The organism is Mesorhizobium sp. WSM4307 (genome assembly GCF_007003945.1).
GTDB lineage: Bacteria > Pseudomonadota > Alphaproteobacteria > Rhizobiales > Rhizobiaceae > Mesorhizobium.
In genome coordinates, this window is the sequence record NZ_VFTB01000007.1 from 46,296 (window position 1) to 68,774 (window position 22,479).

Here is a 22,479-nt window from a genome sequence, read left to right on the forward strand (position 1 = left end):
GGCAGGTGCTCACTCACCTGCTACGCGCTTCGCCCTGAGGACAACAGACAGCGAAACCACCGCGGCCGCTGCCGGGAGCAGGTCTGCTGGGAAATTCTGATGGCTGGCTGGTCGTAGGAAGCGCGCGATCGCAAGACTACCGACTGAAGTAGTTCGGACGTCCGATGTGGCGGGAAATGGTTCCCTGTGAACCATTGCGTGGCTCACCTCTACCCCCGTCCCAAACCCGTTGACTATGAGACGACCTGCTCTCCGTTCAAGAAGCGGCATCAGTCCACCAGCAACCGCGTAACCACTGGTGTCGGCATGGACAGAAATGTCAGCTGCCCTTCCAGATGGCCGACAGCCCGGCGAAGCGCGCAAGGATCAGCGCAACGCGTTCTGGTTTACTTGCGCAGCGCAGCGCGACCCTTGATGCGCAGCCAACGGGCCTCGCCGCTTTCATCACGCAAGACGGTTCCAACGCACTGTGTGCGCTCGCCGGGGGCGATGTGCATCGTATCCGGACCAATTGCCTGGACCGGTGTGCCAATCTCTGGACCAGGGAGTGGGTCTAGACCCTCTAGCCATTCCTTGATTGTGCTTTGATCGTAGACGAGCCCTTCGCCTTCGCGCCGTAACGCATGTCTTTCCAGGCAAGTCTCGTAACTTCCCACCCAATCGTCGCTAATCGGGTGCCGCTGGCTGCGCGAAACGGGCACGGCAAGGCCGAAGTAGGTGCGCATTGCCCACGAAAGCAGTTGCTGCGCTGTGGTGGAGCCATTTTCACCATTCGTCAGTACGGCGATGGCGAACCTTCGCGAGGGAACCATCGCGAAAAAGCACGGCTGGCCGTTGGCACCTCCACCATGGCTGACAACGCGCTCTCCGAAATTGTCGTCGAGCCACCAGCCAAGTCCAATCTCTGGGACGTCGCTTGAAGGACCGGCTGGCGAGAAGGCGGCCAATCGCATGGCATCGCTGAGCACTGACGCGCCTTCCAATTGGAACCGCGCATAGAGCATGAGGTGCTCTGCACTTGCGATGAGCCCGCCTATTGGGTTGCCGCATCGGGGCATCACCCACGGCGTCGCAATTACTGTCCGCCCCTGGAGTTCCGCGTGTCCGACGGCAAAGTTGCGATGGATGAGCTCGTGGGCGAAGAAGCAGGTTCCGTGGAGGCCGAGAGGCGAAAGCAGAGTGTCATTGAGCAGAACCTCGAAAGTCCGTCCATGCAGCACCTCAAGTATTCGCCCGAGCACGTAGAAGCCTGCATTGTTATACGACCAGATCTTTCCGAGGGGCGTTACCTGAACTAGTTTGCGCATTCGGTCGACCATTGCGGCAAGAGCGTCGTCCCCCCACCCTGGATCTTCGTAAAAGTCTCCCTCCCAGCCTGAGCAGTGGGTCAAACAGTGACGTATGGTGACGGATGCAGAGACATCTGGGTCTGCAACCGTGAACTGGGGGAGATGGACGCGGACCGGGTCATCCAGATTGAGACGCCCCTGGTCAACCAGTTGCAAAATCGCTGTGGCGGTGAAGGTCTTCGTGATTGATGCTATTTGAAAGAGCGTTTCGCCATCGACAGGCTGCGGGTGCACCAAGTTCGTGACGCCCAGACCAGCGGTCGCTGCGTGGCCGTTATGATAGATGCCGAGCGCAATTCCTGGGACGCCATCGCGCTGCATCTCCACACGCGCCTGATCGAGAAGCGCGGGGTCGAGCCGATGGGACGCCATCACAGGCGTGCTTTGTTTGTTCAAAGTCATTTATAATTCTCTCGCTGCGTTGGGTATTCTCTGCCTCTTGGCCGACCACTGCGCACTAGTGACGGCCCACGCGGCCGCGTGTGGGGAAGGTACAGCTATTGAGCTTGCGATCAGCCTTTTAGCTCCAAACTGGCGAAGACTCGCCAATCCGACACCGGGTGGCTTTCGCTCTGTTAAATCCTAAGATCCAAACCAGCAGTGCTGCGTGTTCTGAGCGTTTTCGCCAAATGGGTAGCCGACAAACCCCTTCACCTTGCTTGAAATCGCTTGAATATCTTGAGGGAACATGACGGTGATATGGCCGCCATTATCGTGTATCTGCAAACATGCGTCACGATATAAAGATTTCCGCGACTGTTCGTTTGGTTCGCCCCTCGCTCGAGTGAGCAGATCGTCAAATTCGGACTTGCGCCAATGCGAATCATTCCAAGGCGCGTCGCTCGCAAATGGCAGCGATAAGGCCTGGTCTTCGGTTGTTAGACTGCCCCAATAGGAGACTTGGAAGGGAGCTTTCAAGTATACGTTATCCCACCAACCATCAACCGGCTCTCTCTTCAGTTCGATGGGAATGCCGGCTTTGGCGGCGCTCTGTTGGAACATTACCGACATGTCGACGGCGCCGGGAAATATTTCCGCTGTATGGAGAACAATCGGTGCGCTATTTGCAGACCTCTGATAGTGGTATTTGGCCTTGTCGACGTCGTAGTTGTGCTGCGGAATATCAGTAGGATGCAGCGGATAAGCGGAATTGACCGGATGATCATTGCCAATCTCGCCGTATCCGGCCAAGACACCCTTCAGAATCATCTCACGGTCAACAGCGTACTTTAGAGCCAACCGTAAGTCAGGATTATCAAATGGTGGCTGATCAATCAGCATCGTGAGATAGTAGAACTTGGAATTTGCTGAACTCACGATATTAAAATTGGGAGCGTTCTTTATCTGAGCCACCAAATTCGGCGTTACTTCTGTGCTGATGTGCACGCTTCCCGAAAGGAGGGCAGAAATACGTGCAGTGTCATCGTTGATGATCAGGACTTCCAACTCATCGAACCAGACAGTATCTGGCTTGAAGTAAGCTGGGTTCCTCTTAAATGTGTATCGCTTGCCTGGCTCAGCCTTCTCGAGCACAAAGGGTCCGGTGCCAATACCCTTATTCGGATCTTCATCCTTGGGTTGGATAACCAGATGGATAAAGGTGAGCAGATAGGGCAGACCAACATCCGGCTCCTTCAGGGAAATTACAATTTGATGTGGTCCATCCGCTTTGACGTCGTCCCACTGCTTCATCAAAGGCCGAGCAGGTGACTTTGAGTCGGTCCCGCGGTGGCGGTTAAGCGAGTAAGCAACATCTTCTGAGGTCATGTCTTTGCCGTTGTGGAACTTGACGCCTTGCTTGAGCTTGATCGTCCACTTCTTGCCACCCTCGCTTGGCTCCCAGCTTTCGGCGAGATCCCCTTTCAACTCATTGTTGACACTGCGCTCGACAAGCCAGTTTGCATATTGATAAGTTACGTAAGCAGCAGCCTGCGATGGAATAAGCAGCGGATCTAATGGATCGCCGGTCGAGCCGCCTTTTACGCCCACCACGAGTTTACCTCCTCTGGTGGGCGTCTGGGCAGCAGCAAACGTGGGCAGCACAGACGTTGCAAGCGCCGCCCCTGCACCCAAAGCTGCGCTCGAATGCAAAAACCGCCGCCTGGTGAGGTTGTTGTATGCGCTAGAATTATCGACCATTTCATTCCCCTTCTGCTCTACGGTTTCAACTTTTGACCGACTGAGGACGGTGCTTTTTCTTGATCCGTAGACCTGTCTGGCCCAATCGCGCTCGTAGCGAAAAATGACGCTCGCGACGCTCAATTACCCTAGACGGGCTTGAGTTGAATCCACCGCTTTCATCCAGCCCAGGTTCATTCACCCCAGACCTCTCGGAACACGCGAAGCCAGTTCAGGCCGAGCACCTTGCGGACGTGGTCTTCCGTGTACCCGCGTCTAAGGAGCCCTTTAGTCAGGCCTAGGAGCATTTCGGGCGTGTCGATTTCGGGCGGGTTGTAATGCGGCGGGCGCGGATAGGCCTCCGGATCCCAATCGCCAATTCCAACATAATACTCCCATTCACGAATAACGGTGCTGATATCCGAGAAAGGAAGCGTGCCCCACCAGTAGTCCAGCCCCAAGGCTACGTGATCGGTCCCTACCAGTGAGACGAAGTGGTCAATATGGGCGATCAGATCGTCAAGTGATGGCCGCGCTGGCCCACCATTGGCGGGCACGACAAACTGCGGAACGGCCGTCACGCCAACCAACCCGCCTGTCGCTGCGGCAGCTCGTGCCTGGTCATCCTGTATGTTTCGCCTGCTCGGGAAAATTGAGGCTGAATTTGAGTGAGAGAAAACGGCCGGTTGCGTTGTTAGTGAAAGCGCATCCATAGTTGTTCTATAGCCGGTGTGAGTGCAGTCGACGATTATCTTGTTCTCGTTTAAGCGCCGAATAAGATTCTTGCCAAATTTACTAAGCCCTCCATCAAATTCTTCCTCGCACCCATCCCCAACGTAATCTTTCCTGTTGTACGTCAGTTGCACCATTCGCACGCCCAGGGCTTGGAAAGCTTCAGTGAGGTCAAGATCCGTTTTGAAAGGGCCAGTGCCCTGAAAATGGAACAGTATGCCCATCTGGCCGTCGCGCTTTGCTTCCTCGATGTCCGAAGCTTTAAGAACCAGCCTGAGATCCTGTCGCGAGCGAATAAATCTTAGCCATCGGCCAATAGCCTTTAACGCGAATTCAGGCGTGTCAGTGCCGCTTGCAATCGTCGGAGCTACACACGTAGCGCTACCGGAGATATAGGCGTCTACATAATTCTTCCGGTCGAGAAGCGGCGCCACCGCGTCGATGATTATGGAATCGCGGTGAATTTCTGCTGCGTCCAATGTGTTGCCTCTGCTGCTTAAACCCTTAGTGGCATCATTCACGGTACCTTGTTGGGATCCAATAGTCAAGCGTTTGTAGATTGGATACAGTAGCCCCGAGACGTGATCGTAGGGGGTCCGATTTGTTTGGCGCTTGTTGGAAGGCGGGGCAGCCTGGCATTGACGTCTGCGGACGAAATGCTTGGATGAACTGCGTACTTATTGTTCTGGAAGTTTATCAACGGCTAGTGAGCGTGCGTTGCACGACTAAGATTGGGCACCCACCTCGACATGAGTGCGATCTCGGCCAACGAAGGAGGATTAGCTTGCTCGAGAACGCAACACAGTCGACTTTCTGCGGTGAACCGGCCTACCTGTGAGCGATCGCCGTTCGGGGGCTGCAGTCGCTGGTCAAAGAATCTGAACTCATGGGTCCGCAGGACTTTGACCTGGGACCCCGATAGATAAAAGTGCTCGATATCGATCTTTGAAATAGGCGCCGAGAGTCAACTCAATCGCCTCGAGTTCGTCCGTGGCTCGGAAGGAAGCCATCAACAACCAAGTTTACCCCGATGGTTAGCTGCGCGATGGCAAACGCCGGAATCAGAGGAGCGAGGCTGCCAAAATTGATTGCTTGGGCATTGTCGCGGACCATTCCGCCCCAGTCGGCATAGGGAGGTTGGATACCTAGACCGAGAAAGCTAAGCGCAGCGACAAAAAGCAATGCAAAGCAGAACCGTAGGCCAAACTCTGCCATCAGTGAAGGCATAGCATTGGGCAGGATCTCACTTCGCATGATCCAAGGAAGACGCTCACCGCGAAGCCGGGCCACCTCCACATAATCCATGGCGGCGATACCAAGGGCAACTGCGCGACTAACCCGGAAAACACCAGGGAAACTAAGAACAGCGATGGTAATGATCAATACCGGAACCGAGCTTCCAAAAACGGAGAGTATCACAAGCGAAAAGATCAGCCCGGGTATCGCCAAAAGGGCGTCAACCGAACGACTCAGCACCGTGTCGACCCACCCCCCTTTCACCGCTGCTGCGAAGCCGGTCGCCACACCGATCGAACACGACAGAAGCGTGATAACCAGAGCTAGTACGATTGTTGTTCGGCCTCCGAACAACAAACGCGAAAAGATGTCCCGGCCAAGGTTGTCTAGTCCAAGCCAATACTCGCTACTCGGCGGTGCCCACACCGCGCCAACCATATCAGCTTCGCCAGAAGGAGCGATGGTTGGTGCCAATAAAACTGCCAATATGTTAATGAAGACGATGGCTGCTCCTAAGATCGCGCCGGCCGGAATTTGACGCCCAAAAATTCTCATTTTGCTTAATCCCTTCAACGCGGATGACGAAGACGCGGGTTGCTTATCACCGCCAACATGTCAGCGATCATATTGAACCCGACGTAGACGCTCGCGAAGATCAATCCGCATGTTTGAACGACAGGAATATCTCTGTTGGACACCGCATCGACCATAAGTTGGCCCATGCCCGGATAGACGAACACGATGTCCACCACCACGACGCCGACAATTAGCCAAGCAAGCGCGATCGCAACCACATTGATTATCGGGGCGAGGGCATTTGGCAGCGCATGCTCCAGGACAATACGCCACCATGGGATGCCCTTGAGAATTGCCATCTCGATAAAAGGACTGGACAATACCCCAATGACAGCAGCCCGCGTCTGCCTCATCATGTGAGCGAGCACGACAAGCACGAGTGTGGCGACGGGAAGGGTGACGGCTTGAAGACGAGCACCGAGTGCCATGTCACTATCGACCATCGACAGACTTGGCACTAGACCGAGTTTGACAGCAAATACGATAATCAGAACGTAACCCACGAAGAACTCGGGCACTGATACGGTGAAAAGCGTAAACATGCTAATTACGCGATCAAACAAACCGTTCTGACGTACCGCGGCAATCAAACCAAACAATATTGACAAAGGAACGGCGATGCATGCCGCGATGCCAGCGAGGAACATAGTGTTCCCAAACCGCTCACGGATTTCCGGGCCCATGTCCCGCTTGTTGATCAGCGACCTGCCGATATCTCCCTGGACGAAGCGGGAAAGCCATTCAACATAGCGCACTGGCGCGGGGCGATCTAAACCCAACTCATGCCGCAGGGCAAGTTCGGCCTCTGGAGTTCTATGCTGTCCGAGGATGGCGCTGGCAACATCTCCCGGAAGGATTTCGGTGCTAGCAAATATCAATAATGAAACGACCCACAAAGTTAGTAGACCCGTCGCTATTCGTTGAACGATGATAGAAACGACCGACAGGTTACCTGACCGTTGTGCCGTAAATGCTGGGAATGCCTTCATTCGCGTGCCCTCCCCTAGTTTCTCCACGCGGAGGTTATATTAAGCGCACTCGCGCCGTTCCCTGCTGGCTCTATGTAGTAAACCAGCTGTTTTGTGTATTCTTTGCATTTTCTCCGAAGGGATACCTCACATAGCGTCAATTTTTCTGACATGGCTTCAACGTAATAAGGATGCATCACCATGAGATAACCAGAGTTTTCCTGGACCAACAGCGACGTCTACACACACGTATGGCTGTCACGATTGTAGATTGGATACAGTTAATGGTCGTGCAACGCAAGTGCGGTCGATAAGGAGTCCACTCCGTGTCGTCTTACTGCCTTCCACCGCCAACGGCGCGGCTATCGTTTGAGAGCGAGTTCCTTAACAACGATTGACGTGCCATTGTCATGACAGAGAGGATTCCAGAACGCGACCTGCAAGGACGTCATCCAGCCAATTGGTGTTCATCTCCGGGACCGACGAAAGCAATAGTTCGGTGTAGGGGTGCATTGGCGCGGAAAAGACCTGTGCGCATGCACCCTGCGCCACTATTTGGCCCTTCAGCATGATTGCGACCCGATCCGCGATGCGCCGTACGGTGCCGAGGTCGTGAGTTATGAATAGATACGCGTAGCCGCGATCGCGTTGCAATCGCCGAAGAAGTTCGAGGATGCCCTCTGCGACCAAGGGGTCGAGTGCAGAGGTTACCTCGTCGCAGATCAGGAGATCTGGTTCTGCGGCTAAGGCGCGAGCGATGCAAATTCTCTGTTTTTGACCTCCGGAGAGTTGGCTCGGATAGCGTCGAGCGAAATCAGAGGACAACCCGATGTCTTCCAACAGCTGTGCAACTCGGTCGCGCAGTTTCACCCCACTTAAACCCAGATAAAACGAAAGCGGGCGGCCGATAATATCGCTAACCCGTTGGCGTGGATTAAGCGCGACGTCGGGCATCTGGTAGATCATTTGAACGCGTCGCAGCAGGTCGGCTTTCCGTGCGCCAAGGGCAGGCGGGATTTCGGAGCCTTCAAATATGATCTTGCCGGATTCACTTGGGAGCAACCCTGTGATGATGCGAGCTAAGGAACTTTTTCCGCTTCCGGACTCGCCTACGATCGCGACCGTTTCTCCTTTGCCCACCGACAAATCAACGCTTTCTACCACGCGAACGTTTTGCGCATAACTCGCGGTGACCTTTCGGAGCTCAAGCACGGGCGGAGTAGCCTCGCTTGCGCGCTCGCTTTCCTGAGCTACGTTTGTCCGATTTGCGACTAGGGCTCGCGTGTATTCGACGCGCGGTTGGCTCAGTATTTGCTCTGTCTCACCCTCTTCGACCATATTGCCGTTGCGAAGCACGACGATGCGATCCGCGATTTGAGCAACGACAGCGAGATCATGGGTGATATAGAGGCCGGCCGTCTGATGCTCGCGGATCACCCTCCGGATCGACGCGAGGACTTCAATTTGCGTCGTTACATCAAGCGCAGTGGTCGGCTCGTCCAGAACCAGGATATCAGGACGGCATGACATGGCCATGGCCGCCATTGCTCGCTGCAACTGACCTCCAGAAACTTGATGGGGATATCTCTCGCCAAACGTCTCCGGCGAAGGCAGATCCAATTCGCGAAAGAGTTGCACTGCTTGGGCTTTTGCCTCCTCATAGCTCATCAGTCCGTGACGGACAGGGCCCTCGCACACCTGATCATAAAGGCGCTTCGCGGGGTTGAACGCTGCCGCTGCGCTCTGGGCGATATAGGCGATTCGATGCCCCCGTACCTGTCTTCGTTGCTCCCCGTTGAGGGTCCGGAGATCCATGCCGTCGAATAGAATCTTTCCATCCGTGATCTCACAGCCAGGGCGGGTATATCCAAGCGCAGCCAGTCCAATGGTCGATTTTCCCGCCCCGGACTCTCCGATCAGGCCTATTACTTCCCCACGTCGTAGCGACAGGTTGACGCCGTTTATGATTGACGTTGCCACTCGGCTGTCATCAGACCTCGCCGCAATGCAAAGATTTTCGAGACGCAGAATCTCAGGTCCCTCTGGCTTGCGGCGCGGCAATTTTTGGACGTTCAACGAAAAATCCTCCCACATATCGTTGTTAACGATACTGCTGGAACAAACCACCTCAAAACCCCCGTTGTCAAGCAATTGTAGATTGGATACAGTTATGGAGAGACATGTTTTGAATTCAGGAATGTGCCTGGTTTAAAGGTTCGCTTGGCCAAGAACGCATCTTGACCCTTTGATTCGTAGTGCATGAGGGCCGTCACTGTTGTGGGCGGCACCCGCGAAAGCTACGAAAGCGATCAGCGCCGCCGAGCCGAAGGTGCGCCAACAGTGGTTGTTCACCAGGTCATGAAAACCGCCATACCTTCCGCATCCGTGCCGCATGATTGAGCAGCCGCAAGGCTTGGACAAACGTGCGTCGTCAACATGACCCAGACAAATAGCCGTAGCAGGGAGTGGATATGGTCTTTCGATTGAAGGAGCGCCTCGCCAGAAAGTTTGAAGAAGAAGTGCAATTCTTCAAGGGCTGGCAGAAGGACAAGAAGCGAGTGGGCGCGCTGATGCCAACGTCCGTTCATGCCGGGCGTCGTATGGCAAGCGTCATCAATCCGGCATCCGGATTGCCGGTTCTTGAACTTGGCGCGGGAACTGGCGTCATCACCAAGGCAATCCTGGAAAGAGGCATCAAGCCGCATCAGCTGGTTTCGGTCGAATATTCCAAGGATTTCTATCAGCGCCTGACGCGAGCTTTTCCGGGCGTGGATTTTCGATTGGGCGATGCGTTTGCGCTTGGAGAAGTGCTGGCCGAACGGCGCGGGGAGCAGTTCGACTGTGTCATAAGTGCGGTGCCGTTGTTGAGCTTTCCGATGGAACAGCGTGTTGGCCTGCTCGAGGATTTGCTGGCCCGCATACCCGCTGGCAGACCGGTGATTCAGATCACCTACGGACCTTTGTCGCCGGTGATCAAAATCAGCTCTGGACTTACCGACGAGCAGTCTGAGCCGGGACGCGCGGAAACTGGCGGCATCCCGTAGAATCACGCCGAAGACAGGACGGTGGTCATCACGAAATTCGCATCGATTGCGCTTTTATAGCCGCCGCCGTTTTGCGGAGGCCGCTATGCCCTTTCGCTGGCAGATGCCACACTCATCTGCTACGCACATCGCCCTGCGGACGACAAACGGCGAAGCCACCACGGCCGCGAAAATCTCGCGACGGCGTCTCGGTACCGGGACCGGCCTGCCATTTTGGAGGTGCATGACGCAAACCATGCCATCTCGTCCCCAACCATATCATAGCCATCGCCCTCTTTTTGCCGGGCGGGCCTCCCGACCGCCGGATCGTTGATGACGATCCCCTGGAGAATATTCTTCTTTGAAGAGCGTGACGGTCTGTGCCGTCTTGTAGTGCCTCAGCTTGTACGACAGCCTTCCGTGCCACGCACGCGATGAGGTTCGGTCACTCTACAGTGCAATGGCGTTCGGAAATACGACAGGCAAACCACAATAGTCATGTTTAGGCTGAAGACTTTTCAGCGGACCGCGAAAAAAGGATACGCGAGTTCTTTCGCTCCCTGCGAGCCCTCTCGGCTCGCTTTGTTGGAGAAGGGAGGTCGCTCGTCAGCCTTTACGGCGTGATCGGCAAAGCGCCGCAAAACGGTCACTCGCTGTTTTCGGCTTGCAGCTTCTCGAACACAAACAGCTTGCTGTCGCGCACGCTGTTTTCAAGTGATCTCCCTTTCGCCAGATGTGCCGCAGTCGCACTGGCCAGCATACATCCCGTCCCGCGCATTGATGCGGCAAGGCGGGGCATATCGAAGCCGATTGGTTCTTGTTCGTGACGCAACAGGATATCTGTAGATCTGGGTCCCGTCGCATGGCCGCCCTTGATCAGCAGGGCCTGCGCGCTGGCGGCCAAGAGTTCCTGGCCTTGCCTGACCGCGCCATCTTCGTCGACCGCTTGCTCCGCGCCGGCAAGGAGCGCCAACTCGATGAGATTGGGTGTGACCAGGCGGCAAAGCGGCATCAGCTCACGCTTCATGACGGCGACGGCATCGGCTTCAAGAAGCGCCCGGCCTGAGGTCGAGGCGAGCACGGGGTCGAGGATTGCGGGCGCCCGCGGATTTTCGCGCAGCACGCCGGCAACGGCAACAACGATCTCGGCCGTTGCGAGCATGCCGATCTTGATGGCTGCCACCGTGTTGGCCTGCAGCGCGGCGCGCATCTGATCGGCCACCAGACTGGGCTGCGAATGATGGATTTCCATGACGGCTTTGTGTGTCTGCACCGTTAGCGCGGTGACAGCCAGGCAGGTTCGCACGCCAATCGAAGAGATCGTCTCAATATCGCGCGCGATTCCGGCACCCCCGCTGGAGTCCGAGCCACCGACGACAAGCACATAAGGGTCTCGCCTCAGCGCCATCGGCCTGTCTTTTCGATCCATTCCCGCGTGCGCGCTTCGGGGTCGTCGTTGAGCGTGATGTCGGTGACCACCGCCGCGCTGTCCGCACCGGCCGCAAAGACACCGTCGAGCCGGTCAGGGTTGAGCCCACCAATGGCGACCAATGGAATCGGTGCGACGCGGCGCTTCCACGCGCTGATCCGTTCGAGCCCTTGCGGGGCCCATTTCATCGTCTTCAGGATGGTTGGGTAGATGGGGCCGAGCGCGATGTACTCGGGCTCGGCGGCCATGGCCGTTTCCAGTTCGATATCATCATGGGTGCTCAGTCCGAGCCTCACGCCGGCTGCCCGTATCCGCGAGAGGTCGGCGGTCTGCAAATCCTCCTGGCCGAGATGCACGAAATCGCAGCCTTCCTCGATTGCCAGGCCCCAATGGTCGTTGACGATGAGCTGGCACCGGTATCGAGCGCACAAGGCCTTCGCTGTGCGGATCTCAGCGCGCAATCCGGCTTCGTCCATGGTCTTGATGCGAAGCTGAACCAGCTTGACGCCGAGCGGCGCCAACCTTTCGATCCAGGCGGCGCTGTCGACGATCAGGTAGAAGGGATCGAGCTTCATGAAAAAACTGCTCTGCCGATGGTCGGCGTCGATGGCACCGCGACGTCGCGCGGTTCGAGCATTCCGGAAAGGAAGGCTTCACGGCCGGCTTCGACCGCCTTGCCGAACGCACGCGCCATGCCGACGGGGTCGGCCGCCTTGGCGACCGCCGTGTTCAGGAGCACTGCGTCGAAGCCCAATTCCATCACGGTCGCCGCGTGCGACGGCCGTCCGAGCCCTGCATCCACAATCAGCGGGATGCCTGGGAAATGTCCGCGCATCGAGCGCAGCGCCATGATGTTGATCGGCCCGAGGGCGGAACCGATCGGTGCGCACCACGGCATCAAGACCTTGCAGCCCGCCGCAAGCAGCCGCTCGGCGACAACAAGGTCGTCGGTGGTATAGGGGAATACCGCAAAACCGTCCTCGCACAGGATGCGCGCCGCTTCGACCAGGCCGAACACGTCCGGCTGCAGCGTGTCGTGGTTGCCGATCACTTCGAGCTTGATCCAGCTCGTGCCGAACACTTCGCGCGCCATCTTCGCGGTGGTGACCGCTTCCTTGACGGAGTGGCAGCCGCCGGTGTTGGGCAGGATTCTCGTGCCGAGTGCGCGAATCAGCGACCAGAATTTTTCGCCAGCCCTGCCGCCCGCCATCTCACGCCGCAAGGAGACGGTCACCACCGACGTGCCCGACGCCTTGACTGCCTCGGCAAGGATGGTCGGCGAAGGATATTGAGCGGTGCCGAGAAGCAGACGCGACGGAAGCTCGGTTCCATAAAGCTCGAACATGGTCTAGCCTCCCTGCATGGGTGAGAGGATTTCGATCCGGTCGCCGTCGCTCAACTGGAATTCCGCCCGGTTGGCTTTGTGCACGAGGTCGCTGTTGACGGCAGTGGCGAGCCAATCGCCCTCATAGTCGAGCGCAGCAAGCAGCTCCGCCAGCGTGGTGGCGGCAACCTCATGCGCTTTGCCGTTGACCATCAGTTTCATGAGCAAGCTCCACGGGTTTGTGGTGACTGAAGACAATTTCGGCCGCCAGCCGCGCCATGGCGGGCGCAAGAAGAAAGCCATGGCGATAAAGCCCGTTGATTGCGACGGTTCTTCCGCACGCCTCTACACGCGGCAGATTGTCGGGAAAGGCTGGACGGACGCCGACACCGGTTTCAACGATCTCGGCCTCGCCAAAGGCCGGATGGAGGGCATAGGCGGCGCTCAGAAGCTCCATCATGGAGCGCGCCGTGACCGGCCCGGCGGACTGGCTTTCAATCATCGTCGCGCCAACCATGAAACGGTGGTCGGTGCGCGGCACCACGTAGAGCGGAAAGCGCGGATGCAGCAGCCGGACCGGGCGCGACAGCGCGATCTCAGGCGTGCGCAGGACCAGCATCTCGCCGCGAACGCCGCGCAGCCTGTCATCGGCTGCTGCCATCCCCGTGCAGTCGATCTGACGATCGAAACCGGAAACATGCTGGGCGTCGGTGCCGAAGTGGAATTCGACACCCATGGCGGCGAGCTTGTCATGAAGGGCTGCGATCGCGTGGCGTGGGTCGAGATGAGCCTCATCGGGGAAGAACAGCCCGCGCCGGAATCGACCGGCGAAGTCGGCCTCCAGCTGCGCGATTTCCTCTTCATTGATCCAACGATGACCCGAGGTGCGGCTGGCGAACCGGTCGAGCTCGCCCGCATCGCGCGGCGCGGCCACGACCAGTGTTCCTGCCCGTGTCACCTGGTCAGGCGTCGCCGCATCCCACCAGTCCGCGGCGTTGCGCCCGAGGTCGAGCACGGACTGCTCGGCGCTTTCGCGCTCGCACCATGGCGCCAGCATGCCGCCGGCGAACCACGACGCACTGCCGCCAAGGGTAGGCCCTGTCTCGAAAACAGTGACCGTCGCGCCGCGGGCGGCGAGTTCGAAGGCGGCGGTGAGGCCGGCGACGCCGGCCCCTTTGACCAGCACCCTCATGACGGTTCCGGCGCCTGCGGCATGAGCGGGATGCCGGTCTCGTCAGCAGGCATATAGAGATCGCCGCCTTCGCGATATTTCGCCGCCATTGCCGCCATGCCCTCTTTCTGTGCCTCGGCGCGGATGTCGTGAGAGATACGCATGGAGCAGAATTTCGGCCCGCACATCGAGCAGAAATGTGCCACCTTGTGTGCCACCTTGGGCAAGGTCTGGTCGTGGAAGGATCGAGCCGTTTCGGGATCGAGCGACAGGTTGAACTGGTCCTCCCAGCGGAACTCGAAGCGCGCGCGGGAAAGGGCATCATCCCTGACTTTTGCTGCCGGATGGCCCTTCGCCAGGTCGGCGGCATGGGCGGCGATCTTGTAGGTGATCACGCCAATCTTGACATCGTTGCGATCAGGAAGGCCAAGATGTTCCTTGGGCGTGACATAGCAGAGCATTGCGGTGCCGAACCAGCCGATCATGGCAGCGCCGATGCCTGAGGTGATGTGGTCATAGCCCGGCGCAATGTCGGTCGTCAGCGGTCCAAGCGTATAGAAGGGCGCCTCGCCGCACACTGCGAGCTGCTTGTCCATGTTCTGCTTGATCTTGTGCATGGGGACATGGCCCGGGCCTTCGATCATCACCTGGCAGTCCTTTGCCCAGGCAATCTTGGTGAGTTCTCCAAGTGTTTCCAGTTCGGCGAATTGCGCCGCGTCGTTCGCATCGGCGATTGAACCGGGACGAAGGCCGTCGCCGAGCGAGAAGGAGACGTCATAGGCTCTGGCGATGTCGCAGATCTCCTCGAAATGCTCGTAGAGGAAGCTCTCCCGGTGATGGTGCAGGCACCATTTGGCCATGATCGAGCCGCCGCGCGAGACGATGCCCGTGACCCGGTCGACGGTCAGCGGTATGTAGTGCAGCCGCACGCCGGCGTGGATGGTGAAATAGTCGACGCCTTGCTCGGCCTGCTCGATCAGCGTGTCGCGGTAGACCTCCCAGTTCAGGTCCTCGGCGATGCCGTTGACCTTTTCCAGCGCCTGATAGAGCGGCACCGTACCGATCGGCACCGGCGCATTGCGCACGATCCAGTCGCGGATGTTGTGGATGTTGCGGCCGGTCGACAGGTCCATCACCGTGTCCGCGCCCCAGCGGATCGCCCAGACCATTTTTTCGACCTCTTCGGCCATCGATGATGTGACAGCCGAGTTGCCGATGTTGGCGTTGATCTTGACCAGAAAATTGCGACCGATGATCATCGGCTCGCTCTCGGGATGATTGATGTTGGCGGGAATGATTGCGCGTCCGCGCGCCACCTCGTCGCGCACGAATTCGGGTGTGACGAAATCTGGGATCGCCGCGCCGAAGGCTTCGCCGTCGCGTTGCAGCTTGCCGCGCATCACCTCGCGGCCGAGATTCTCGCGGATGGCTACGAACTCCATTTCTGGCGTGATGATGCCGGCGCGCGCATAGGCAAGTTGGGTCACCGCCTTGCCCTGCTTGGCCTTGAGCGGCCGATTGCGTATCGGAAATTCCGGTGTCAGGCGCTCGCCGGTGGCGAATCCATTGTCTTCCGGCCGGACGTGGCGGCCGTCATAGGCTTCGACATCGCCACGCGCCGTGACCCATTCGTGGCGAAGCCGGGCAAGGCCTTTTTCGATGCTGGTTTCGACTGATGGATCGGTGTAGGGGCCGGACGGATCGTAGACGGTGACGGGCGGTTCGCCGGCCGTCGGATGGACGGAAATCTCGCGCATCGGCACCCTGATCTGCGGGTAGAGGACGCCGGGCTTGTGGATTTTCCGCGAGGCGGGCAGTGGTCCCGTCGACACGGCGGGGGTGAGGGCATTCATCGTGAGGCTCCTTTGCTCATGCATTGGAGACCCAGTTCTGTGCCGGAAGGATGAAAAGACGCTTTGCTCGACCTGCCGAAACAGGACCTCGGGCGTAAACTCCCGCAAAGCGCTTGCACCGTCCCTACGCCAGTATGAACTGGATCAGGTTCAACGGGTCACTGCGCCGCGAAAGCCAGCAGTATCTCAGCCCCTTGCCGGGACTCCCCTGGTGAATGCCCTAGGTTGAACGGGCCTGCGCTATCTTGTCAAGCGCATTCGGCCCGAGGCGGCGATCGGCGACCAATCAACCCTGGGGAAGCGCGCGCACGTGTCGAGAGCAAGTCACGCCTAGAGGAGCGCGAAGCACCCACGACAGGCATGCGGATTCGAAACCTTTTCCAGCACGGCATTTTCGGGCTTTCTTGGACCGACGTTGCTGCCGACAACTGGATGTCCGTCTTACGTCATCGGCCGCGTGGGCTAGACGCCCCGTTTGTTTCCCCAAAGCAGAACATGAAGTTGCGGCAGTACACGAGCCTCGAACCACCTGTCACGGGTCACCTTTTCGACCAGCCATTCCATGCGTTTCATCACACCGGCCATGTCGATCAACGCGTCTTCGTTACCGGGACGCGGCGGCGTGTGATTGCCAGGCTGCAGATAGACGGGTAGTTGCGGATAGCGCGCCGCGGCGTCTTTGGCATAGGCATAGTCGTCATCGTCGAAGACGACGAGCTTGAGCGCCATCCGCGGCTTATCCAGCGCCGCCTCGACGCAGGTGTCGAACGCGGCCCAATCTGTCGTCATTTCGCTTGAGGGTGGCTTGGGGCTGAGCACCAGCACGTCGAGATCCGCGAACCATTCCTTAGGCACCGAGCCTTGGGTTTCCAATGCAAAGCGGTAGCCCTCACTATGCCCGTGGTCGATCAGCGCGCCAAGCGGTTGAATGGCCGGATTGCCGCCCGACAGCGACACCATCACGGGCTGACCGCCGGAAAGCGCAATGACCTTTTGCCAGACTGCACCGGTTGACATCATCTCCCAATCATGGCGGAAGCGACTGTCTACCGCATGCAGGCTGTCGCACCAGGAACAGCGATAATCGCACCCGCCTGTTCTTACGAACACCGTGGGCAAGCCGATCAGCATGCCTTCGCCCTGAATGGTCGGCCCAAAAATCTCGCTCACGCGGATTCCGGGCTGCATTGCGTAAGTCATGGCCGGTATTCCGCCCAGGTTTTCGGCGTCTCGCTCACCCGCACGGCGGAGGTTTGTGGGAGCCGCACTTTGCACCAGTCGTAGAAGTGCCTGGCCAGACATTCCGCCGTGACACGGTCATGCCCCAGGACGTCGTTAAGATGCCGATGGTCGAACGTCCCATCGATGTAGTGCTTGAGCGCCGCCACGTCTTGGTAGTCGCGCACAAAGCCATGTTCGTCCAGTTCGCCACCTGAAAGCTCCACTACGACGATGTAATTGTGGCCGTGTAGGCGCGCGCACTGATGATCGGGTGGCAAGGAGGTGAGCTGATGTGAGGCCGAGAAATGGAACTCTTTGGTAATGCGGAACATCACGCGCTCCTTGTCTGGATAGCGTGGTGCCAGAAGTCCGCGTCCTCATAATCTGTCGGGTCGGCAATGCCGGCCAGGTCGAATGCCTCACGCCGTTCGATGCATGTCCCGCAGCGACCGCAATGACGTGCGCCGCCCTTGTAGCAGGACCACGTCGCTTCGAACGGTGTGGCGTACTTTGTCCCCTCGCTGACGATGTCGGCCTTCGACATATTCACATAGGGAGCGTAAAGGCGGATATCGGCGTAGCCTGCGAGCGCATGGTTTTGCATCGTCTGAAAGGCATCGATAAAAGCGGGCCGGCAATCGGGATAGATGAAATGATCTCCGCCGTGGACGGCAGTGGCCACCGCATCGGCCTTCTGCGCGGCGGCAACCCCGAAGGCAATAGCCAGCATGATGGCGTTCCTGTTCGGCACCACCGTGATCCTCATGGAGTCTTCGGCATAGTGCCCGTCGGGCACGTCCACACTATCAGTCAGCGCCGAGCCGCTCAGGTTCCGGCCGACATCGCGGATATCGACGATCTGGTGCCGAACACCCAGCCGTTTGGCGCAGATAGAGGCAAAGCCAAGTTCCTTTTTGTGCCTCTGGCCGTAATCGAACGAAAGCAGGCCAATGAGTTTCTGTTCGGTCGCCACCTTGTGAGCGAGCGAAACAGAGTCCAATCCGCCGGAGCAGATGACGAGGGCATTCATGGTTTGATTCCTTGTTTTGACCGGGTAAGGCTGCGACCGGAGATTTCTCTGCGTGCCCAGTACTCCACGGAGCCGCTTTTGTGAATGGGGTGGACGCAATTGAGGCGCACGCACCCTGGTGCCAGGGGCCCAACACGACTTGCACGCAATTTGACGCGCAGGCGGCGAAAAGAGCTCGCACCTGAACGCGACTGGCCCCGACCTCCTCGGCAATATGGTCCCGCCGCAAACGCGCGCCCGACTCCACAGACCGGAAGCGATCCATGCGGCGAGTGTGATCGACGGACGGAAAAGGTCCTCGGCAGTCTCGCTTCAATGACGGGGAAGGTGAAGGATTGACTGATAGGGTTTGCGGGCCGAGCTTGTCGGCCGCTCAATCGAAAGCGTCATTTGAGGCGCTTCCTCTCCCCCATGCAACTGGAAGATACGCTCGTCCAGTTCCTTGTCTACTTCCGTGAGACGATGGTTTAAGCGAAGATAGTCCGTCCAGGTCGGCGTACGGAACGTTTCTGTCCATTGGATGGGCTTCTGCAGGTTGCGCTGAAGGGTCCAGTTCCGCGCACCGACGCGGCTGTGGACATGACGCCGCTGCCGCATGAGGTCGAGGAAGGCCTCGAGATTCTTCTCGGCTATCAGATATTTGACCTTGACCACGATCGGGCCGCTTCTCGGCTTCAAATTGAGAGCGACAGCCGGGGCGTCGAATTCGTCCAAAGGATCGGGCTCGGACTCGCGGCGCTCGCGAAGGGGAAACAGGACTCCCGCGGCGGCAACCAGCAGCAGAGCACCAGCGGAGCCCTCCAGTGCCAAAGTCAGCGAATGGTTCTGGGAAACCGTGCCCCATACCCAGCTGCCGGCCGCGATGCCGCCATCGATTAATGCATAATAGATCGAGATGGTGCGCCCCACGACCCAGCGCGGGCTCGCCAGCTGCACGCTCACACCAACCCCGGACCAGGCGGTGACCCAGCCCGCGCCGCCCAGGGCGAGCGCAAGTGCCGCCACCGCAATGGAAGAGGTCAGTGCAAGGGAAAGAGAGCACGCCGCGCAGGCGACGCACGCGAGCCTCATCAACCGTTCCTGCGATAAGCTCCGTCTGAATGTGCCGTTGGAGAGGCCGGCAAAGACGGCGCCCGTTCCGAAGCCGGCCATGAGCGTGCCATAGGCGAGCGGTCCTCCGCCCAAATGATCGCGGACAACCAGCGGCAGCAGCGCGAGTATGGCGATGCTCGCCAGACCAAAGAGGGTTCCACGAGCGATCGCCGCCTTGATTTCCGATGACATCGCCGTGAACCGCAGCCCATCATAGATGGCCGTCCTCATCGACTCGCGTGGAAGAGGTGAGGAGCGAACCTTCCACTTGCAGCGCCATATGGTGGCCAGGGGTACCAAATAGGTGAGGGTGGTCACACAGAAGGCCGCCATAAGCCCGAACGAGGCAACCACGATGCCGCCGAGCGCCGGGCCCACCGTCCGCACAGTGTTGAAGCCGACGGAGAGCAGAGTGACGGCAGCGGGAACGTCGCGTCGATCCACGATATCGCCGACAGACGCTTGCCAGGCGGGATCGTTGAGAGCACCGCCGCTTGCGATCAAGAAGCTGAAGCCGAGGATCATCCACGGACTAACAAAGCCCAGCGCGACAACAGCGGTCAGCATCGCAGAGGCTATCACCATAAGGCAGCGGCCGGCGAACATGACCCTGCGACGGCTGAAATTGTCGGCGAGCACCCCGGCGAAGACAGATAAAATGAACGCGGGCAGGTTCGATGAAGCCTGTACCAGCGCAACCATCAGATCGGAAGTCGAGATCGTTGCCATCAGCCAGCTGATGGCAACAGTCTGCATCAACCAGCCGAGGCTTGAGACCTGCGTGGCGAGCCAGATCGAACGAAAGGTCGGCTGCATGAGTGGCGCAAAGGTCGTCGGCGCAGCCAAATCTTCAACTGATCCAGCCACTCTACTCATTTTTTGCGAACCTTTGCTTTCCGGTATCGGCCGTCTCGCATGTAATCTCGACTGAACCGTGGCGGCTGGCAAATTGAGAGAAACTGTTTTGCTCCGATGAGGCGACCATCACGTCCGAAGTCGAAATAGTCGCCATCGGCCAGCTGATGGCGACGGTTTGAATCAGCCAGCCAAGGCTGGCGACCTGCGTGGTAAGCCAGATCGAACGAAAGGTCGCATTCTCGAGCGGCGCTCCCGGCGCACGTGCCCGTGGAGGAATGGCCCCATGAGCGCATTTTGTCGGGGCAGCGCAAGATATTTCTTTACCGCTGGCACTCTGGCGCAAGCGATTACTTCATCTGGAATTGCCACCAACATGCTTTCGTGATTGCTGGGTCTATGTCACGTCCTCGCCTGCTGCCCGAAAAGAGTTTCCCGGGCTACGCATACCTGCCTGGCAAACATCCACATCCGATTCGTGATCCGTTGGGTCACAGTTATCAAAGCGACCCGGTGACCGTTGTTACGGTCGAGGAATCACTCACCTCAAACGTGTTCCGATGGGGAATCGACCTTTTCAACCACGGCTATTACTGGGAAGCTCATGAGGCTTGGGAGCCTCTATGGCATGCTGCGAAACAAAGCGCCCAGCATCGCCTTTTCTTCAAGGGATTGATCCTGTTGGCGGCGGCCGGGGTGAAGATCCGCGAGGGAAAGAGGGTCGCTGCCGCGCGCCATGCCGCAAGGGCTGCAGCGCTCTTTCGTCAGGTGGCGCTTCTGCAGAGCCGGCTCTTCGAGGCGGCAATCGGAATGACACCCGCCGCCCTCGCGGTCGAAGCCGAAGCGGCCACAACTCTCCCGGTTGTTTTGCGAGAGCCGATGCCTGGCCTGCCTGAGCCCGTTTTCAATTTCATTCTTGCACCGAAATCCGGGGACGGCCGATAGGCGTCACCTAGCGTGCGGTTCAAACTTCTTCGTTAACTGGATGCACTGCCGGTCTGTGAGTTTGACAAGGGCAGCTTCAATCCTGGAGCAGTGGGCCTACCGCTGACCCCGGCTCTGGCGGAGCACCCATGGAAGGCGCCGCTTCCATCGTTCACCTCTCGGCAAAGGAACATCTTTCTGCCACCGCTTTAACTTGCGGGTTCGTCTGCCTCCGGTCTGTGCGTTCGATGCTTCCGCCATCGGCATTTCCTCAACCGTCGGCGGCTTAGGAATCGATCCCTCCGGAACGATCACGCCCTTGGCGTCGGATACTGCTTCACCGGTGGTGAGCATTGGCTGAGGACGAAGATCTTCGGAAAAAAGCAGCGGCGGCGTCGCTTTGGCGATCGCACCTTCCGTCTTCACTTCAGCGACTTCGTTGGCGATGGCAGCGAGGTCGATGCCGCCCCAGATCGACTGTGGCCGCTTCACGAGGCCGTTGGGTTGCAACGATGATGTGAACGCTTGTCCAGGTTCGGTATCCCGACGCTTTGCAGGGCCCCACTCACGCGACCACCTAGCCTGACTGCGGCACAACGGCGGCGTCGGTGCGAAGCTGACTTCAAGGTGACGAATGCGACAGTTTCAGCGGGTCCGGAGCCGCCGCCCATCGAGGTGCGACTTGCTTCACATGTTCGAGGATCGCTTGCGCCGGCCAATCCGGGTCGGAACAAGAGCAGTGCGGAATCGTAGGCTAAGGGCGAAGGGAGCAGGAACGTTGTGCGGCACGGCGTAGCCCTGCCGGGAGGCGAAGCGACCTGGAGCCTTCCGGGAGACGTTGCTCGCTATGCCAGGTGTAGATGCCCGTCAGGTTGATGTGCTCCCAATTCGGCGGCGAGATATGCTTCAAGCGTATCTGGGACGTTCCTTCCCGCTCGTTTGAGCTCTGTGACCGCGCGGTCGAGATAGACAGTGTTCCAGTGGACGATCGCGCTAACGACAAGATTGAGGCCCGATGCGCGGAATGCCTGACTTTCGAATGACCGGTCGCGGAGTTCGCCACGCTCATGAAAGAAGACTGAAGATCGGCTTAATTCCGTACAGCGACAGATAATTCGAACGACAAAGTGGTGTGATATCCGGAAAAATTTGGCATTTCACGGGGCTTACCAGTCCGAAATTTTGCGTCGCTGGCGGGTGGCCTATGCGACTGAAAACAGAAGAGTTTTTGACTGAGGGTAGGGGTTTCCGATCCTAAGACCGAGTTTACCAATGGCCTCAAATCGGCACTGTCCCGCAATCGCCGAAGACTGTCACGGCGCGAAGCGAGATACTTGCGGAGATCGATAAAGCCCGCGAACTCGGTTATGCATTATGCGTAGAGCAGATGCTGATTGGCGAAATCGTGCTGGCATCGGCGATTTTCGAAGAACGCAACACGCCGATCGGCGCGGTGCATATCGTCGGTTCGCTGTCGGACTGGGATGCCGACTCCTTCTGCCGCAAACATGCGCCGCTGGCGATTTCGGCCGCGCGGATGATTTCCAACAGGTCCTGATCCCGGCGGGGATCTGCGGG

At 58.4% G+C, this 22,479-nt stretch carries 21 protein-coding genes, 2 pseudogenes and 1 riboswitch; of the genes and pseudogenes, 3 read left to right on the top strand and 20 right to left on the bottom strand.

Going from position 1 to position 22,479, the window contains the following annotated elements:
• Positions 1 to 9: 9 nt before the first annotated feature.
• From FJV83_RS37005 to FJV83_RS17835, 7 genes and pseudogenes are all read right to left on the bottom strand, one after another.
• Positions 10 to 335 (bottom strand): annotated as a pseudogene (locus FJV83_RS37005) (aldehyde dehydrogenase); the annotation flags it as partial.
• Between the two features lie 51 nt (positions 336 to 386).
• A complete protein-coding gene (locus FJV83_RS17810) occupies positions 387 to 1,751 on the bottom strand; it encodes a serine hydrolase domain-containing protein (RefSeq protein ID WP_095775730.1) in 1,365 nt (454 codons plus the stop codon).
• Positions 1,752 to 1,931: 180 nt separating this feature from the next.
• Positions 1,932 to 3,488, bottom strand: a complete 1,557-nt coding sequence (locus FJV83_RS17815; protein ID WP_142886639.1) for an ABC transporter substrate-binding protein — start codon at positions 3,486 to 3,488, stop codon at positions 1,932 to 1,934.
• Between the two features lie 173 nt (positions 3,489 to 3,661).
• The gene (locus tag FJV83_RS17820; protein ID WP_095775732.1) at positions 3,662 to 4,678 is read right to left on the bottom strand and encodes a dipeptidase; all 1,017 of its coding nucleotides are present in this window, start codon (positions 4,676 to 4,678) and stop codon (positions 3,662 to 3,664) included.
• Positions 4,679 to 5,168: 490 nt separating this feature from the next.
• Positions 5,169 to 5,990 carry an ABC transporter permease gene (locus FJV83_RS17825; RefSeq protein WP_095775733.1) on the bottom strand — a complete coding sequence of 274 codons (822 nt, stop codon included), beginning with the start codon at positions 5,988 to 5,990 and terminating at the stop codon, positions 5,169 to 5,171.
• Positions 5,991 to 6,004: 14 nt separating this feature from the next.
• On the bottom strand, positions 6,005 to 7,000 hold the full coding sequence (locus tag FJV83_RS17830) for an ABC transporter permease (RefSeq protein WP_095775734.1): 996 nt from the start codon (positions 6,998 to 7,000) through the stop codon (positions 6,005 to 6,007).
• A 387-nt stretch (positions 7,001 to 7,387) separates the two neighbouring features.
• On the bottom strand, positions 7,388 to 9,055 hold the full coding sequence (locus FJV83_RS17835; protein ID WP_245318364.1) for an ABC transporter ATP-binding protein: 1,668 nt from the start codon (positions 9,053 to 9,055) through the stop codon (positions 7,388 to 7,390).
• Positions 9,056 to 9,450: 395 nt separating this feature from the next.
• Here FJV83_RS17835 and pmtA point away from each other — a divergent pair, with 395 nt between their 5' ends.
• On the top strand, positions 9,451 to 10,023 hold the full coding sequence (gene pmtA, locus FJV83_RS17845; RefSeq protein WP_142886640.1) for a phospholipid N-methyltransferase PmtA: 573 nt from the start codon (positions 9,451 to 9,453) through the stop codon (positions 10,021 to 10,023).
• Positions 10,024 to 10,648: 625 nt separating this feature from the next.
• On the opposite strand, the gene FJV83_RS17850 is transcribed toward pmtA, so the two are convergent.
• The 11 genes from FJV83_RS17850 to FJV83_RS37010 all read right to left on the bottom strand — a co-directional run bounded on the left by FJV83_RS17850 (position 10,649) and on the right by FJV83_RS37010 (position 20,323).
• Entirely contained in the window at positions 10,649 to 11,410 is a 762-nt protein-coding gene (locus FJV83_RS17850) for a hydroxymethylpyrimidine/phosphomethylpyrimidine kinase (RefSeq protein WP_142886641.1), read from the bottom strand.
• Entirely contained in the window at positions 11,401 to 12,006 is a 606-nt protein-coding gene (locus tag FJV83_RS17855; RefSeq protein WP_095775737.1) for a thiamine phosphate synthase, read from the bottom strand. Before FJV83_RS17855 ends, FJV83_RS17850 begins: the two co-directional genes overlap by 10 nt.
• Positions 12,003 to 12,776 carry a thiazole synthase gene (locus tag FJV83_RS17860; RefSeq protein WP_095775738.1) on the bottom strand — a complete coding sequence of 258 codons (774 nt, stop codon included), beginning with the start codon at positions 12,774 to 12,776 and terminating at the stop codon, positions 12,003 to 12,005. Before FJV83_RS17860 ends, FJV83_RS17855 begins: the two co-directional genes overlap by 4 nt.
• Before the next feature lie 3 nt (positions 12,777 to 12,779).
• Complete coding sequence (gene thiS / locus FJV83_RS17865) at positions 12,780 to 12,977, bottom strand: sulfur carrier protein ThiS (RefSeq protein ID WP_095775739.1); 198 nt, start codon at positions 12,975 to 12,977, stop codon at positions 12,780 to 12,782.
• Positions 12,946 to 13,947, bottom strand: a complete 1,002-nt coding sequence (gene thiO / locus FJV83_RS17870) for a glycine oxidase ThiO (RefSeq protein WP_095775740.1) — start codon at positions 13,945 to 13,947, stop codon at positions 12,946 to 12,948. Before thiO ends, thiS begins: the two co-directional genes overlap by 32 nt.
• A complete protein-coding gene (gene thiC / locus FJV83_RS17875; RefSeq protein WP_142886642.1) occupies positions 13,944 to 15,779 on the bottom strand; it encodes a phosphomethylpyrimidine synthase ThiC in 1,836 nt (611 codons plus the stop codon). The genes thiO and thiC overlap by 4 nt, the downstream gene beginning before the upstream one ends.
• Before the next feature lie 103 nt (positions 15,780 to 15,882).
• A riboswitch (TPP riboswitch) is annotated at positions 15,883 to 15,999 on the bottom strand.
• Between the two features lie 242 nt (positions 16,000 to 16,241).
• A complete protein-coding gene (gene queE, locus FJV83_RS17880) occupies positions 16,242 to 16,979 on the bottom strand; it encodes a 7-carboxy-7-deazaguanine synthase QueE (RefSeq protein WP_095776016.1) in 738 nt (245 codons plus the stop codon).
• Positions 16,976 to 17,332 (bottom strand): 6-carboxytetrahydropterin synthase QueD, encoded by a 357-nt coding sequence (gene queD / locus FJV83_RS17885; RefSeq protein WP_095776015.1) that lies wholly within the window; start codon positions 17,330 to 17,332, stop codon positions 16,976 to 16,978. The genes queE and queD overlap by 4 nt, the downstream gene beginning before the upstream one ends.
• A complete protein-coding gene (queC, locus tag FJV83_RS17890; RefSeq protein ID WP_095776014.1) occupies positions 17,332 to 18,030 on the bottom strand; it encodes a 7-cyano-7-deazaguanine synthase QueC in 699 nt (232 codons plus the stop codon). The genes queD and queC overlap by 1 nt, the downstream gene beginning before the upstream one ends.
• 312 nt (positions 18,031 to 18,342) lie before the next feature.
• A complete protein-coding gene (locus FJV83_RS17895; RefSeq protein WP_095776013.1) occupies positions 18,343 to 19,998 on the bottom strand; it encodes an MFS transporter in 1,656 nt (551 codons plus the stop codon).
• Positions 19,991 to 20,323: an MFS transporter gene (locus tag FJV83_RS37010; protein WP_095776012.1), complete on the bottom strand. Its 333-nt coding sequence runs from the start codon at positions 20,321 to 20,323 to the stop codon at positions 19,991 to 19,993. The genes FJV83_RS17895 and FJV83_RS37010 overlap by 8 nt, the downstream gene beginning before the upstream one ends.
• Between FJV83_RS37010 and FJV83_RS17905 the strand changes: the two genes are divergently transcribed.
• A complete protein-coding gene (locus tag FJV83_RS17905; protein WP_245318402.1) occupies positions 20,248 to 20,922 on the top strand; it encodes a DUF309 domain-containing protein in 675 nt (224 codons plus the stop codon). The two genes, FJV83_RS37010 and FJV83_RS17905, sit on opposite strands and share 76 nt — an antisense overlap.
• A 96-nt stretch (positions 20,923 to 21,018) precedes the next feature.
• On the opposite strand, the gene FJV83_RS17910 is transcribed toward FJV83_RS17905, so the two are convergent.
• A complete protein-coding gene (locus FJV83_RS17910; RefSeq protein WP_142886643.1) occupies positions 21,019 to 21,411 on the bottom strand; it encodes a hypothetical protein in 393 nt (130 codons plus the stop codon).
• Between the two features lie 244 nt (positions 21,412 to 21,655).
• Positions 21,656 to 22,007, bottom strand: a pseudogene (locus FJV83_RS17915) (Tn3 family transposase); the annotation flags it as partial.
• A gap of 176 nt (positions 22,008 to 22,183) precedes the next feature.
• Between FJV83_RS17915 and FJV83_RS17920 the strand changes: the two are divergent.
• Positions 22,184 to 22,459 carry an IclR family transcriptional regulator C-terminal domain-containing protein gene (locus tag FJV83_RS17920; RefSeq protein ID WP_095776010.1) on the top strand — a complete coding sequence of 92 codons (276 nt, stop codon included), beginning with the start codon at positions 22,184 to 22,186 and terminating at the stop codon, positions 22,457 to 22,459.
• The last annotated feature ends 20 nt before the right edge of the window (positions 22,460 to 22,479 follow it).